The sequence below is a fragment of the Psychrobacillus sp. Z3-81 genome, from assembly GCF_056620325.1.
Map to the genome: position 1 here is coordinate 27,656 of NZ_JBWQPU010000018.1, position 14,186 is coordinate 41,841.

The 14,186-nt window shown below is 38.4% G+C and carries 19 protein-coding genes; 7 read left to right on the forward strand and 12 right to left on the reverse strand.

Annotated elements, in window-relative coordinates; translation table 11 throughout:
* The first annotated feature begins 170 nt into the window (after nt 1-170).
* Nucleotides 171-872, forward strand: coding sequence for a class I SAM-dependent methyltransferase (locus tag AC1ECF_RS15690; RefSeq protein WP_480390374.1), 702 nt, complete (start codon nt 171-173; stop codon nt 870-872).
* On the opposite strand, the gene AC1ECF_RS15695 is transcribed toward AC1ECF_RS15690, so the two are convergent.
* Nucleotides 869-1,363, reverse strand: a complete 495-nt coding sequence (locus AC1ECF_RS15695; RefSeq protein ID WP_480390375.1) for a GNAT family N-acetyltransferase — start codon at nt 1,361-1,363, stop codon at nt 869-871. The two genes, AC1ECF_RS15690 and AC1ECF_RS15695, sit on opposite strands and share 4 nt — an antisense overlap.
* Nucleotides 1,364-1,464: 101 nt before the next feature.
* On the reverse strand, nt 1,465-2,226 hold the full coding sequence (locus AC1ECF_RS15700) for a glucose 1-dehydrogenase (protein WP_480390376.1): 762 nt from the start codon (nt 2,224-2,226) through the stop codon (nt 1,465-1,467).
* Between the two features lie 292 nt (nt 2,227-2,518).
* Between AC1ECF_RS15700 and AC1ECF_RS15705 the strand changes: the two genes are divergently transcribed.
* Nucleotides 2,519-2,866: a PadR family transcriptional regulator gene (locus AC1ECF_RS15705; protein WP_480390377.1), complete on the forward strand. Its 348-nt coding sequence runs from the start codon at nt 2,519-2,521 to the stop codon at nt 2,864-2,866.
* A complete protein-coding gene (locus AC1ECF_RS15710; protein WP_480390378.1) occupies nt 2,853-3,869 on the forward strand; it encodes a hypothetical protein in 1,017 nt (338 codons plus the stop codon). The genes AC1ECF_RS15705 and AC1ECF_RS15710 overlap by 14 nt, the downstream gene beginning before the upstream one ends.
* Before the next feature lie 56 nt (nt 3,870-3,925).
* On the opposite strand, the gene AC1ECF_RS15715 is transcribed toward AC1ECF_RS15710, so the two are convergent.
* On the reverse strand, nt 3,926-4,324 hold the full coding sequence (locus AC1ECF_RS15715) for a putative periplasmic lipoprotein (protein WP_480390379.1): 399 nt from the start codon (nt 4,322-4,324) through the stop codon (nt 3,926-3,928).
* Between the two features lie 197 nt (nt 4,325-4,521).
* On the opposite strand from AC1ECF_RS15715, the gene AC1ECF_RS15720 reads away from it, so the two are divergent.
* Complete coding sequence (locus AC1ECF_RS15720) at nt 4,522-5,436, forward strand: 1,4-dihydroxy-2-naphthoate polyprenyltransferase (RefSeq protein ID WP_480390380.1); 915 nt, start codon at nt 4,522-4,524, stop codon at nt 5,434-5,436.
* 139 nt (nt 5,437-5,575) lie between these two features.
* On the opposite strand, the gene AC1ECF_RS15725 is transcribed toward AC1ECF_RS15720, so the two are convergent.
* Nucleotides 5,576-5,722, reverse strand: coding sequence for a hypothetical protein (locus AC1ECF_RS15725; RefSeq protein ID WP_480390381.1), 147 nt, complete (start codon nt 5,720-5,722; stop codon nt 5,576-5,578).
* Nucleotides 5,723-5,784: 62 nt separating this feature from the next.
* Nucleotides 5,785-6,219, reverse strand: coding sequence for an aminoglycoside 6'-N-acetyltransferase (aac(6'), locus tag AC1ECF_RS15730; RefSeq protein ID WP_480390413.1), 435 nt, complete (start codon nt 6,217-6,219; stop codon nt 5,785-5,787).
* 200 nt (nt 6,220-6,419) lie between these two features.
* Here aac(6') and AC1ECF_RS15735 point away from each other — a divergent pair, with 200 nt between their 5' ends.
* On the forward strand, nt 6,420-7,325 hold the full coding sequence (locus tag AC1ECF_RS15735; protein ID WP_480390382.1) for a cation diffusion facilitator family transporter: 906 nt from the start codon (nt 6,420-6,422) through the stop codon (nt 7,323-7,325).
* Between the two features lie 25 nt (nt 7,326-7,350).
* Here AC1ECF_RS15735 and AC1ECF_RS15740 read toward each other — a convergent pair whose 3' ends face one another.
* The 4 genes from AC1ECF_RS15740 to AC1ECF_RS15755 all read right to left on the reverse strand — a co-directional run bounded on the left by AC1ECF_RS15740 (nt 7,351) and on the right by AC1ECF_RS15755 (nt 10,808).
* Nucleotides 7,351-7,782: a DUF4279 domain-containing protein gene (locus tag AC1ECF_RS15740; RefSeq protein ID WP_480390383.1), complete on the reverse strand. Its 432-nt coding sequence runs from the start codon at nt 7,780-7,782 to the stop codon at nt 7,351-7,353.
* 27 nt (nt 7,783-7,809) lie between these two features.
* Nucleotides 7,810-7,944 (reverse strand): hypothetical protein, encoded by a 135-nt coding sequence (locus AC1ECF_RS15745; protein ID WP_480390384.1) that lies wholly within the window; start codon nt 7,942-7,944, stop codon nt 7,810-7,812.
* 703 nt (nt 7,945-8,647) lie between these two features.
* Complete coding sequence (locus tag AC1ECF_RS15750) at nt 8,648-10,006, reverse strand: DHA2 family efflux MFS transporter permease subunit (RefSeq protein ID WP_480390414.1); 1,359 nt, start codon at nt 10,004-10,006, stop codon at nt 8,648-8,650.
* A 322-nt stretch (nt 10,007-10,328) separates the two neighbouring features.
* Nucleotides 10,329-10,808: a GNAT family N-acetyltransferase gene (locus AC1ECF_RS15755; protein WP_480390385.1), complete on the reverse strand. Its 480-nt coding sequence runs from the start codon at nt 10,806-10,808 to the stop codon at nt 10,329-10,331.
* A 123-nt stretch (nt 10,809-10,931) separates the two neighbouring features.
* Between AC1ECF_RS15755 and AC1ECF_RS15760 the strand changes: the two genes are divergently transcribed.
* Entirely contained in the window at nt 10,932-11,846 is a 915-nt protein-coding gene (locus AC1ECF_RS15760; protein ID WP_480390386.1) for a DMT family transporter, read from the forward strand.
* Nucleotides 11,847-12,098: 252 nt separating this feature from the next.
* Here the strand turns inward: AC1ECF_RS15760 and AC1ECF_RS15765 are convergent, their stop codons facing one another.
* Entirely contained in the window at nt 12,099-13,043 is a 945-nt protein-coding gene (locus tag AC1ECF_RS15765; protein ID WP_480390387.1) for a cation diffusion facilitator family transporter, read from the reverse strand.
* A gap of 119 nt (nt 13,044-13,162) precedes the next feature.
* Between AC1ECF_RS15765 and AC1ECF_RS15770 the strand changes: the two genes are divergently transcribed.
* Nucleotides 13,163-13,351, forward strand: a complete 189-nt coding sequence (locus AC1ECF_RS15770) for a DUF4083 family protein (protein WP_480390388.1) — start codon at nt 13,163-13,165, stop codon at nt 13,349-13,351.
* A gap of 50 nt (nt 13,352-13,401) precedes the next feature.
* Here AC1ECF_RS15770 and AC1ECF_RS15775 read toward each other — a convergent pair whose 3' ends face one another.
* On the reverse strand, nt 13,402-13,671 hold the full coding sequence (locus tag AC1ECF_RS15775; protein WP_480390389.1) for a hypothetical protein: 270 nt from the start codon (nt 13,669-13,671) through the stop codon (nt 13,402-13,404).
* A gap of 20 nt (nt 13,672-13,691) precedes the next feature.
* A complete protein-coding gene (locus tag AC1ECF_RS15780; protein ID WP_480390390.1) occupies nt 13,692-14,123 on the reverse strand; it encodes a DUF4362 domain-containing protein in 432 nt (143 codons plus the stop codon).
* Nucleotides 14,124-14,186: the final 63 nt, after the last annotated feature.

The following is a 14,186-nucleotide window of genomic DNA, read 5'->3' on the forward strand; positions in this document are numbered from 1 at the left end:
TATCTATTTCCAGATGAATTAACAATAATGAAAGGTCAATTTTTTGAATGTATTGAGGTAATTACCAGCAATCGAGTCCCCATCCTTTTAAGATATGTAAACTCCTTTTAACGACTGTGTAACAACGATCAGCCCTCTCTCTTGTAAAATAAAAATAGAAGGGGGCGGACATGTTGAATTCACTTGTTCAAGATTTATTTACAGTATTAGATGAGGTTTTTAGGGAGCCAAAGAAATTTTGGGAGGACTTTTATAACGACCGTGAAAAAGATATTCCTTTTTTTAAAAATGAAGGACCGGATGAGAATTTAGTTAGTTACTTTAATGAGGGGTTCAAGCCTTTTAAAGTACTAGAGATAGGATGTGGCCCAGGTAGAAACGCTATCTACATGGCTTCCCAAGACTGCGAGGTAGATGCCATTGACTTGTCAGAGAATGCGATTAACTGGGCAGCTGAGAGAGCTCTAAAAAAAGAAGTAACTATTAACTTTCAATGTGTTTCACTCTTCGATATGGAGCTAGAGCCAAACAAGTATGATTTTATTTATGACAGCGGCTTGTTTCATCATCTGACTCCTCATAGAAGAATTTCCTATATAGAATCTTTAATAAGATTGTTAAAACAGGATGGTCACTTCGGTCTTGTCTGTTTTACCCCAAAAGGAGCTCTGCCTACTTCCGATGTAGAAATATACAAGGAACAGAGCTTAAAGAGAGGCATTGGATATACAGAGGAGAGATTAAGAGGAATATTTGAACGAGACTTTAATATTCTTCAATTCCGTAAGATGAAAAAATCTACTTCCAAAGAGCTTTTCGGAGAGGATTTTTTGTGGACAACATTTATGCAAAAAAAGAAGCCAGGGTTTTAAAGCACCTTGGCTTCCTCTATTTGCAAGCTTAATACTTCACCTGGCAGCCCATCAAATTCACAAAGTCCCTCAGAACTGAACCCTAAGCGAGTAAGAATCATTCGGGAAGGTATATTTTTCGGATCAATAATAGCAGTTAGCTTATGTAGACCACCTTCTACACCTAGTCGAACCATTTCCCTTGCGATAACTGTTCCATAGCCCTTTCCCCAATACTCTGGCAATAGCATATAACCGATTTCCGCTTCCCCTTTCTTCCCCTCTTTTAAAGTAATATGTCCTAATCCCACAAAACTATCTTCTTCCCTAACCATATAGGAGCCATATAACGGGTGTGCTTCATTTCGTTTTAGAATACGCGCAAATCTATCATTCGCTTCTTCCTGCGGTAATTCCCTCTCTGTAATTTGAGCCATCACTCGAATATCTGAGACTAACCGATAGTATTCTTTAAAGGAATCGGCTTGAAACTTTGTATAGGTTATGTTCATCTCTCTACTCCCTCCCCCCCTTATTTGTACGTATAAAAAATGGAAACGTTCCTTGGAAGAACGTTTCCATTTTTTTCTGTTATCGTATTAACGCTGAAGGATTAGTATGCACTCCATCCTGCATCCGCAGTTAGCACGACACCATTAATTAAACTAGATTCTTCAGATGCCAAGAATACAGCAATATTAGACACATCGGATACTTGTCCCGCTCTCGGCATGAGAGATACACCACGGATCGCCTGTTGCATACCAAATTGATCGATATTATCCATAGAAGCAGTAAAGCCAGTTTGTATTTGACCTGGAGCTATTGCATTAGAGCGAATACCAAGCGGGCCATAATGAGAAGCAACATTTTTCGTCATTCCCACTACAGCATGCTTTGCAGCCGTATAAGTCAGACCGCCACGGCCACCCATTACCCCTGCAAGAGATGCCATATTTACAATAGTTCCTGCTCCATTTTGTTCAAAGTGAGGTAAGATCGCACGAATACAACGCATAACACCAGTAACATTAATATTCATCACGCGATTCCACACTTCATCTTGTACATTAGCGGCAGCCTGCATGTTATCACCTACACCGGCATTGTTGACCAGTATATCTACACGACCAAACTCCGAAATAGCAGCAGAAACCATATGTTGAACATCTACTTCATTTGAAACATTCACCTTAATTCCTAAAGCTGTATGTCCTGCGGTCTTTAATTCATCTACCGTTGACTTTAAAGCCTCCTCATTGAAGTCGGCAATAACAACTTTCGCTCCTTCTTCCGCATATGCAGTAGCAATAGCTTTTCCGATACCTGCTCCACTTCCTGTAATGATTGCCACTTTATCTTGTAATCTACCCATTTTCTATTCCCTCCTATTGAGACATTCCAAGGTTATATCTTGTTTGACGCTTTCCTCTCTTTTATTCTAAAAAGTTATATTGAATATAACAAATGAACATTTAACGAAATATTCTTACGCTAAAAATCGTAAAAGTGAGAGCATAAAATCCTCTTTCTTTTACGGTTTATTTTTGGTTTTCCTAATTAAATTTATATTTTTATAAAAAATCCCATTATTGTGACAAACACGGTATTATCCGAATACAAATAGTGTATGATATACAGCATAGAAAATAAGAGGTGATGATCAAATGACATCTTCGCTCGAATCATATAAGACAGAGCTACGTAGAGGGACACTAACGTTAGCCGTTTTAAGCCAGTTGGATACCCCTCAGTACGGATACTCATTAGTACAAAGACTAGAAGAAGCTGGAGTAGTAATGGAACAAAGCACCTTATACCCACTTTTGAGGCGGCTAGAAAAACAAGAACTCGTGACGAGCAGCTGGGATACAACAGAGAGCAGACCTAGAAAATATTATGTATTAAGCGAAAATGGCAAAGAAGTCTTTGAGCAACTAAAAGAGGAATGGAGCAAAATGACACTTGAGTTAAAGTCGTTACTAAAAGGAGAGGAACACGATGAACCTAGTTGATACTTACGTGTATGAGGTAACCAGGCGGCTACCACAAAAAAATCGAGAAGATATTGGTTTGGAGCTTAGATCATCAATTGAAGATATGCTTTCGGAGAATCCATCAGAGGAAGAAATAAAAGGAGCACTAGGAAAGCTAGGTAACCCTGCCACATTAGCAGCAAGCTACCGTGGCAAGCCAATGTATTTAATTGGTCCTCATGTATATGATCCCTATATCCACATTCTAAAAATAGTAAATCCTATTGTAATCATGGTTGTTACCATTATCAATATTATCGAAGCAGTATTTGCCTTCCAAGGAAACGACGTGCTGATGAGCATCCTCTCTGCATTAGGCGATACAGTAGTGGATATCATCCTAGCCTTAATCCACACTTTCTTTTGGATAACTGCAGTATTCTTCGTGATTGATCGAACAGCGCATGATAAGGAGAACTTAACAGCCATCGGTACTACTTGGAGCCCTGAAAGTTTAAAAGACATCGTCATCATTCCACCAAAGAAAATGATAACGAAATTTGAGATTTTCTTCACCATAGCTTGGTTAGCCATTTTTACTCTAGCTTACTTTTATGCAGACAAAATCATTGGAATTTATCATTCAGTAGAAGGTCAAGGTCTCACGTTTGCCCAGCCAATATTTAACCAGGAAACTCTCCTATCCTATTTGCCGGCTATCACTTTTATTATCTTGATAGAGCTTGCTTTCCTTATCTACAAATGGAGAGTTGGAAAGTGGACCATGACCCTTTTCTGGATGAATACAGCAATTCATCTAATTAGCACGGTTGTACTACTCTTTATTGCCGGCACTCCAGATCTATTGAATAGCGAGCTTGTCCCATACCTTGCAGATGTAATGGAACTCTCATCCCAATCTATCTCTACCTCGCTTAACGTTATCTGGGCGATTATCATTATCTCTACTATTGTGACTTACGCAGTTGAAGTATGGGATAGCTATCGAAAGGCGAAAATTCCTGTTGGGAATAAAAGATAAGATTGCATTCTATACAGAAAAGGGCGGCTGAAGATACAATTTCAGCCGCCTGTTTGCTATTTATCTTTCGTAACCTCTAAATTTTGGAAAGAATCCCCTACAATCCTATAAGTAATTCGCTCCCCTTTTTCATAACCAGAAATATCAATAGTCCCTAGCGAAATGCTAGCTTCCCCTTTTCTTTCAGCCATGACCTCTACAGTAATTTGCTTGTCAGTCGGGTCACTGTCAGGAAGGATCTCAAATACAAAGGAATCTCCTTTTTCCATTAAGGATTGGTCAGCATTCATAGCCCCTCCTGTAGATAGCGGTCGTCCATCTTCATAATAATGAAGGATGATCGATTGAAGAGGAACAGAAGAATCGTTGATAATTTCAAGCTTCGCTGAAGAGTCTTCCTTATTACAAGCGACAAGGACAAAGGTGATAAGTAATAGGGCTAATAGTTTTTTCATTTCAACCCACCTCTCTCCAAATAATAGACGAATAAGAGAGAAAGAGGTTCAAAGGAGAATTAATGAATACTTCCCTATTCTCTTAATCTTGAGACAATCGACCAAGCGAGGAGTTGTTTTACTATGCCGATAGAATTATACTTGTTTGGTAGAGAATTTAAGTCAAAAAAAAGCATTATATAGAGAGGAAATGAAAGATGGTACAGGAAAAAGAAGAACTAACTTCTGCACAGCTGATGTGGAAAATGACTCGTCCCCATACATTAACGGCAACGTTTGTACCGGTTATTTTAGGGACTGTCATCGCATTATTTGATGTGGAGCTTAATTGGGTAATGTTTATCGCAATGCTTTTAGCATGTCTTTGCTTACAAATTGCGACAAATCTATTTAATGAATACTACGATTTCAAGCGTGGTTTAGATACAGTAGAGTCCGTAGGGATTGGGGGAGGAATTGTTCGTCATGGCTTAAAGCCTAAAAACGTTCTAACAGTTGCTCTCCTGCTCTATGTAGTAGCAGCTATCATCGGTCTTTATATCTGTGCATCTACTAGCTGGTGGCTTATATTAGTAGGTTTTATAGGGATGGCAATCGGGTTTCTATATACAGGAGGTCCTCTACCAATTGCCTATACTCCATTTGGAGAGCTGTTCTCTGGAGTTGCAATGGGAGCTGCTTTTGTTCTAATTGCTTACTTCATTCAGACTGGAGAAATCAGTCCTTCTAGTATCTTACTTGCAGTTCCAATGACTGTTTTAGTGGGGGCAATCAATATGTCTAATAATATTCGAGATATCGAGGAGGACATTAAAGGAGGGCGTAAAACCCTGCCGATTCTTCTTGGACGTAAAAATGCGATCCTCGGACTAGCCGGGGCATTTATCTTTGCCTATGCCTGGATTGTGATCCTCGTTATGCTTGGACAGATTCCATTTTGGTCTCTTGTAGTTCTACTGAGCCTTCCTAAGCCAGTAGCTGCTATCAAAAACTTTCAAAAAGGGGAAAACAATCCCCCTGTAACAGGGTTAGCAATGAAAAGCACAGCACTCACAAACACCTTCTTTGGATTCTTCTTATCCATCGGCTTGCTTATTAGCTATTTCTTTTAATACTAACGGTGAAGAAAAGCGAGTGGGACACAAATTGAATGAGAAGCACTTATGATAATGAATCATAGGTGCTTTCTTTTTTTAAACCTCAGGATTCTCCGCTGCGTCGGACGCTTTCCGCGGGCCAACAGGATGTTGGTCAGGAAAACGTTGTCACATGATATGACGCTTTTAGTTTTCCTTCCTTAACTCTCCCTCGCGCTGTTCCCGCAGGAGTCACCGATGCTGTTCCGAACCAATTAGCGTTTACTTCTAAAGCTAAATGTTGATTAATGAACTTTTCCATCTCGGTTCTCCCACTTCAAAACCAAAAAATCAATCTGCCATGCTACTTCCATTAACTCTCCACTAGAGCTTTTTGGTAAAGCAGATGATTCGATTTGCCTCGGTAAAGCCTAAGCGAAGGTGCATTGCTAAGCTTTCTTCATTAGCTAGCTCACAATCACTTGCGAATTCCTGACATCCCTTATTTCTAGCCCATTGTTCAGCATGCGCTATCAATAACTTTGCATAGCCTTGCTTGCGGTAGCTCTCCTTTACATACAGTCCTTCTAAATAACCAACCGGGCTTGTATCCGTTCCTTCTACATAATCCCGTCGTAATTGACATTGTGCAAAGCCAATTGCCTCCTCACCAGCATATACTAGAAAAACGGCCGATCCAGTTGAATCTATTAATTGCTCCATCTCTTCTTTAAATTCTTCTAGCGTATGGCTTGGCCATAGCAGTAATGCTAGTGATGCTGCATCCACAGCTTCTGAACGACTCGCTTGCTTTAGTATGGTCGTCACCCCTTTTCTTTTCCTTTACAAAATTATACTACTATTTACTGAATAGTTAATTTAAATAGAATCTCATTCCTCTTTAAATTAAATTTATGCTATACTTAACAGACGCTTAAATTGAATATAAAGAGGTTACACTACTTCCAGGTAGTGTAGCCTCTTTCATGTTTAGAGGACTTTTGGTAGGAGGAAACATTTTGGAGCTATATACAAACTTACGAGCCGGGGAAAAAGGAGCCTACCTATCTATTGGAGCTTATATTTTTCTGAGTGCCTTAAAACTAACTGTTGGTTACTTTGGCGGTTCCCAAGCCCTATTAGCAGATGGCTTGAACAACACCACCGATATCATCGCATCTGTTGCTGTGTTGATTGGATTACGTATATCTCAACGTCCTCCCGATCATAACCATCAGTATGGACATCTCCGAGCAGAAACCATTGCCTCTCTCATCGCTTCCTTTGTCATGATTTATGTGGGGATAGAAGTATTGATTTCAGCAGGGAAAAACTTGTTTAACAGAACAACTGAGGATCCTAGCGTGCTAACCATCTTTATTGCATTATTTAGTGCAATTGTAATGTTTGCAGTTTATAAGTATAACTTAAAGCTTGCTGAAGAGATTAAAAGTACAGCTGTTAAGGCTGCTGCTTATGACAACCGCTCCGATGCACTTGTCAGTATAGGAACTGCAATCGGAATTACAGCGTCTATCTTTGGTTTCCCCATAATCGATACAATTACAGCATTTGTTATTGGGATTCTTATTATAAAAACAGCTATTGAAATCTTTAAGGAAGCTGTCTATTTATTGACCGACGGATTTGATATAGAGGTATTAAACAAGGTCAATAAAGAAATAAAAACAATCCCCCAAGTTCGTGAAATTCGCGAAATTAAAGGGAGACAGCATGGCAGCTTAATGCTCATCGATATTACGATTGCTGTAAACCCTAACCTAAGTGTTCGCCGCTCGCATGATATCGCTGAAATGATCGAACAAAATGTCCAGAAAATGAACAACCATGCTATCGCGTTTGTTCATATCGAGCCATACGACCCCAAAGATATCATTATCACAGAAGACGATTTCCACTTTTGACAAGCAGCCTTCCAAGAGGCTGCTTTTACTTTTCAAAATATCCTTCGATTATTTCAGGCTCGTCAGGCTCTACGTACGGAAAAGCATATAAATCAATATCTCCACCAAATTTACTCACTCTTGGATCAATTACTAAACCAGGAGTTCGACCATTATATATTTCTATAACCAATTGAATAACTGTATCCACTTGATATTTTTCTTTTACTGCAAGGATTTCTTGTACTTTATTTTCAAAGGGTTCTAGCACTTCCATAAGAACCTTATCGACCTCTAAAGTTTCCTGATAGCCAGAGCTATATTTCCAGCTTGTATAACGGTGCGGGAACTGGTTATTACCTAATTGCCCTTTAATTCTTGTCTCAGTTGGTTGTATACCAAGTAGCTCTGTGACCTTATGAACCGGAAAATCATTGAAGCTTGCAATATGTAAATATGCCATCACTCTTGTGTTCATTAAATCCCCCTTACCCCAAAAGAAATTTTACTTATTTTTAATATCCTCTAAAATTTTTATTATTTCTTCATTCTGCCTTTCCATTTTCTTTAAAGATTTTTCTATAGTGTTAGTGCTAATTACCAATACTATTAAAATTGCAGCGCCAGCGATAAATTCCACTCTTATCACCTCCATTCATTAAAAAAATTTTAGCAATCGTCGTTATAAATATAGAGCCAGTTGTAAACAGCAAGGATACATCTGTACCTTTATTTTTAGGATTATCTTTTATAAACGAATAACCAAATAACCAAATAACGAAAAAAACTCCGCTATTTCTATATTTATGACTGGGAGTATTTTGTATTTATCAATGAATAGGATACCAATGTCACAACCGTGATCCCAATCAAAATTTCTATAATATTTAACATAGCTAGCTCCTTATCCATCTTGATAGAATTTACCGAGCAATAACACCGCTGGTTCGAGCGATACCTTGCTCATAAAAACTTTATCGATTGATAGACATGGATTATCAATTGATTCACTCGCTTTATCGATCGATGACACCTCGGTTCCGATCGATGACTCCCTCGTTTCGCTCGATTGCTTTCTTGAAAGTATTTATCGATTAATAGATAGAGATTATCGATTAATACACACACTTTATCGATAGATAACACCTCATTTCCGATCGATAACACCACAGTTTCGAGCGATGACTAGTCAAGTGCATAATTTTGTGCGAATTGCTTTTTACCGAGCTTCTTCGAAAAAAACAATCCACTTTATCTACCATTTATTTTAACATAAATATCCAATTATATTTTATTTTCTCTCCATCAAAAAAGACGATTGCCAAATGACAATCGTCTCTTGCTTATTGTTGAGGCTTTTTCATAAATAAAGATAAAATCACATTGATGACAGCTAAAACCAAGCTTATTGTGAATACGAGAGATGATCCACTCGCTGCTGAAGCAGGAAGATCATTTGCCACATCATTGAGATAACTATTTTGTTTAGCAGAGAAGATGGAAATCATCACCGCGATACCAATCGCTCCAGATACCTGTTGAGACGTTTGTGTAATCGCAATACCATCGGGATAGAGTTGTCTTGGAAGTGCATTCAATGTATTTGTTTGGACAGATGCTAAAACCATCCCTATACCAAGCATCATAATGATATGAGTAACAACCATGATCCATAGAGCTGTATCAGTGCCATACATTGTATACAACGCATAACCAATTACAACTAGGATTGTTCCAGGAGTTATCACTGCCCGCGGTCCGTACTTATCGAACATTTTTCCGATAATAGGCGCAAATATACAGTTCAACAAGCTACCCGGCAGCATGATTAGCCCTGTCACAAACGCTGATACGATAAGTGCCATCTGCATATACATCGGTAACACAACAAGCATAGATAACATGTTCAAGAAGGTGATCATATTCATGACCAAACCAAGCACGAATAACGGGTACTTGAATGCTTTTAAATTTAACATAGGATTTTCCATCTTTGTTTGACGGAATGCAAACAAAATTAACGCGAGAATACCTACAATAATACAGCCAAGCACGGTGCCGCTTGTCCAACCGAATTCTCCGCCTACACTTACTCCGTACACGACGCCACCAAAGCCAATAGTAGACAAGATAACAGAAAAGACATCTATTGATACGTTACGTATTTCATTTACATTCGGTATGTAAATATATCCGAATATTAGAGAGAATAGTAGGAACGGAATGGTTACCCAGAAAATCCAATGCCATGATAGTGTATCTAGAATCATCCCCGCTAAAGTTGGCCCAAATGCTGGCCCTGCTAGGATAACCAACCCCATTATACCCATAGCTCCCCCACGTTTGTTTGGGGGGAAGATTGTGAAGATAACATTTTGCGTTAATGGAAGGATAATTGCTAAACCTGCCGCTTGAATTACTCGAGCAGTCAAGAGTATTGCGAACGATGGTGCTACAGCTGCTAAAACTGTTCCGATAATAGAGAAAAATAAAGACGCCATAAACATTTGGCGCGTTGTAAACTTTTGCATCAATATTCCTGTAACAGGCACTAAAATGCCGAGTGTTAAGAAATAACCTGTTGCAAGCCATTGAACCGTTGTTGGATCGACACTAAAAATATTGCTTAGTTCTGCTAACGCAATATTTAAAGCCGTTTCACTAAATAAACCTACAAAGCCTGCAACTAGAAGAGCAGCCATTATAGGTCCTGTCTTAATTGTTTTATTCACTTATTTAAAACTCCCTTAATGCTTATTATCATTTTCTTTCATCATCCATAGATGGGAAGAAGACTCGTTACTATTTATATTTACTAACGTAGTATCCGTTTCCGTAGTACACCCCCACATACCAATCGGTTTGTTTAGTATATCAAAATAACTTTTACGGATGTAAGCATTATTTTACTACTCATTTTCCTTACTTCACAATTTGGACACATTCTTTTGATACCTGTTTATTTGTTTTATATTGATAAAATAAAAAAATGCTTCTTTATAAATAAGAAGTATTCATCAGTAATTACTCATCGGTATAAATTATTTTAAAATAATAAATATCTTCCTTAATATCCGTTTGAGAAAACCCTAACTTCTCTAACATCTTTCTAGATCGAAGATTAGATGTTTTGGTTTCTGCGTAAAATTCCTCGATCGCTAATGCCTCTTTTCCGTATTGCATTAGCTTTTTTAGTACTCTTGTACCGATGCCCTTCCCCCAAAGCGTGCTATCCCCTATTGCAATACCGACCTCTGCAGTGTTACCTTTTATCTCCGCTATATCTGCATATCCAATCAGTCGTCCCGCAACCTCTATCCCCATTCGACGGAAGGAGGATGAATGTTGTATATCGCAGCATTTTTTCCACCATTCGTAAAGCTCTCTCTCTTCCCGATTTAACTCCCATTCATTTAACAAACAAAATTCTTCATTCATGCTCCACTTTAGCACTTTTGTAAAGTCATCTATCTTAATAGGTCTTAACACAATACTCTCTACCATAAAATATCCTCTCAATCTCTTTTTCTTGTATACACTATAATTTTAGAGTACTTTTTATATAATGAATATTCTACGAATTAACCGAAGCCTTTGCAATACAACAACCTAAAAAAGAGGTATCGTATGACTAAAATTAGGATTTATAGTTTGCTGCTAATGGTTATGATGTTTTGGGGGCTAAACTTAGTGGCCTTAAAATTGCTCGTTACTTATTTCAGCCCCCTTCCTATGACAGGTATTCGAATTTTCTTGGCCGGTATTAGCGTGCTCATCATTTTAGGCTTTTTTCATCGTTTAAGACTTCCTAAAGGGTCAGAGTGGAAATGGATTGGATTGGCAAGTCTCCTGGGAGTAGTGCTCCATCACTGGTTATTATCCATCGGCCTATCGAAAACGAGTGCTATTAATGGTGGTGTAATTCTAGGCTTTAGTCCACTTATTACTGCTATTTTGGCTTTAGTCTTTGGGTTCAACCGGTTTAATCCACTCTCGTTCTTTGGGTTTCTATTAGGGACCTTTGGCGTTACAATGGCTGTAATGAATGGTGGGAACGTCAACACCTCATTTTCTTCTGGTGATCTCATGGTCTTCATTTCTATTACGACACAAGCCTTAAGCTTTCTAGTGATTCGTAAGGTTTCCCAAAACTTTGACAGCATGCTGTTAACAGGCTATATGCTTTTATTTGGCTCCTTTGTCTTGTTGTTCATGGGGTTAGTGATAGAGCCAATGAATTTCCTTGAATTTTTAGATGCACCGTTTGAGATGTATGCCCTACTGTTTGGTTCTGCATTATTAGCAACCGCCATCGGCCACATGATTTATAATTTCGCTATTTCTCAAATCGGAGCTGCAGAAACAGCTATATTTGGGAACTTTAATACCATTTTCGGAATAATAGGCACTACACTAATATTAAAAGAACAAATTACATTGTTTCAGATTTTGGGGTGTATAGCCATCATCATCGGGGTGTTATTTGGAACGGGAGCAATAGAAGAATTACTTTTAAGAAGAAGGAAACGCAATCAGAATTAGTTGAATCAGTTAAAGTTCTATTTAGGAGTGCAGTTGACTAATTATACTTTGGGAGAATGTCGTAAAAACCAGATTAGATGTCGTAAAAATTAACCGTTATGTCGTAATTTTAAGCGTAAATGTCGTAATAACGCTTTGCCACTCTGAAGATGTTGTAAAAAGAAGAGCAAATGTCGTAAAAATCACTAGCTATGTCGTAAACTTGAGCGATAATGTCGTAAAAATCGTTTACCAAGAAAAGGGCATCCCCATTTAGGAATGCCTTTCATGATGATGTGATACTTCATTTTTCTGCTTACAAAGCAAAGAATTCTCATGCGGATGGCTCTCGGTTTCAAGCTGAATCGTCATATGATGAATGCCTTTATGGGCTAAAGTATGTTCTATCCCCTGGAGGATTCGCTCGCCTTCTTCAATGGTCATCCTTCCGCTTACTACGGCAAGACAAGATAGTGCATTCAATCCACTCGTGATAGTCCAAACGTGTAAGTCATGAACGGAAATAACTCCTTCCGCTCCTTCTATTGCGTGTACAATCTCCTTTAGATTTATATTACTGGGAGTACCTTCCATGAGTACATGTAATGAATCCTTTGTCACGTTAAAGCCACTTCTTAAAACAAGCACCGCCACTACTACGCTAGCTAACGGATCCGCCCAGCCCCAGCCAAAGAAAATAATGAGTAGTGCAGCCGTTATCGCTCCTACCGAACCAAGCATGTCGCTTAATACATGAAGAAAGGCACCTCTCATGTTTAGATTATCTTCCGTATCTCCGCCCCTCATCATAATCCAAGCCACCAACACGTTCACTAGTAAGCCGACAATACTAATGATTAGCATTCCTGTAGTAGCGACCTCAGGAGGATTGGCAAAGCGCTTGATTGCTTCGTAAAAAATAAAAACGGCAATTGCAAGAAGGGTGATACCATTCAAAGCAGCTGCCAGTATTTCGAACCTTCTATAGCCATAGGTCTTACTAGCACTTGCTGACCTCTCACCAAGCTTAAACGCAAGCAGCGCAATCAATAAAGAAATGGAATCACTAAGCATATGCCCTGCATCTGAAAGAAGTGCCAGGCTATTTGTAAGAAACCCTCCGATTGCCTCTACGAGCATAAACGACGTGATAATAGTAAAGGAAACAAGTAACACTCTTTTATTGGAACCATGGGTATGGTCGTGACTATGAGCCATGTTATCTCTCCTTCTAAAACCTCTCTCTATATAGATTGACTAATAAAGCAGAAAGGAAACATGTTGGAACCATTATTAATAAATAGTAAAATTTATATAATATGAGGAGGAGTAGTTAAATGGCCGAAGTATTTTTTCTAGTTATATTTATAGTGGGTTTATTAACAGTGGTGTCCTTCACTTTATTTATTCGAAAAATATTAATCAATACAAGCTATCGTCGAGCTGAAAGCATTAGCGAGGCGAATTTGGAGAAAAAATTAGATAGGATTATTGAATTGTTAGAGGAAAAGAGCTTGCGTGACTAGGCTTTCCATAAAAAAAGCTTCCTTTGTTTGAAGGAGGCTTTTGTACATGTTTAAACAAGCAGAAAATCGATGAAAAACGCTGCGAGAATGAATAGAAGCCCGATAGAAAAGTGTACGCGCTTTTCGTTTATCTCTGTCACCTCAAGGAACCAAATAAGTAAAGCATTGACCCCAATATATTGGACGCTTATGAAGAAACTATTCTCAAACAAAAATAAGCCTGGAAAAGACTGATAAAGCCCAGCGGTAACGCCAAAAATAAATAAGATCAGCGGTATTCGTAGCTTCCAGTGAAGTCCACCATTTATTGCTTTATTCATCATGTAAATCACCTTCCATTTTAATCTGGGATATTTAATAGCAATGGATCATATTCTAAATCACATCCAAGCAGCACATAATTAGTCACTCCCGATTCTTCTTTTGTTTCTAGCTCTGTACAGGTGCTTGTCGTCACATTTGGAGAGCCAAAATTGTCATGTGTATTGTCATATACATAAGTATATATTTCCCCATTAAAATCTACCTCTTGTATAATAGGGTCTCCCTCTACTGTATAGTGTACAATTCGAATATGATCCTCCGATTGCCATTCGATATTTGATAAAAATTCTTCCATTCTTTCAAAGTTGGCTACTTCACCGTGCTTATCAACTATATCTTCTTCATTTTCAGTAAATGCTGTGGCATGACTATGCGAGACAGCGACCGATTTACCGCAGCCGGAGAGTACCAGCCCAATAAAAAGTAATGCACATTTTTTCCCTTTCACACCATACCTCCCGACTAATATTTTCTAATTTTTCATATTTTTATTATATAATAGAGAGATAAA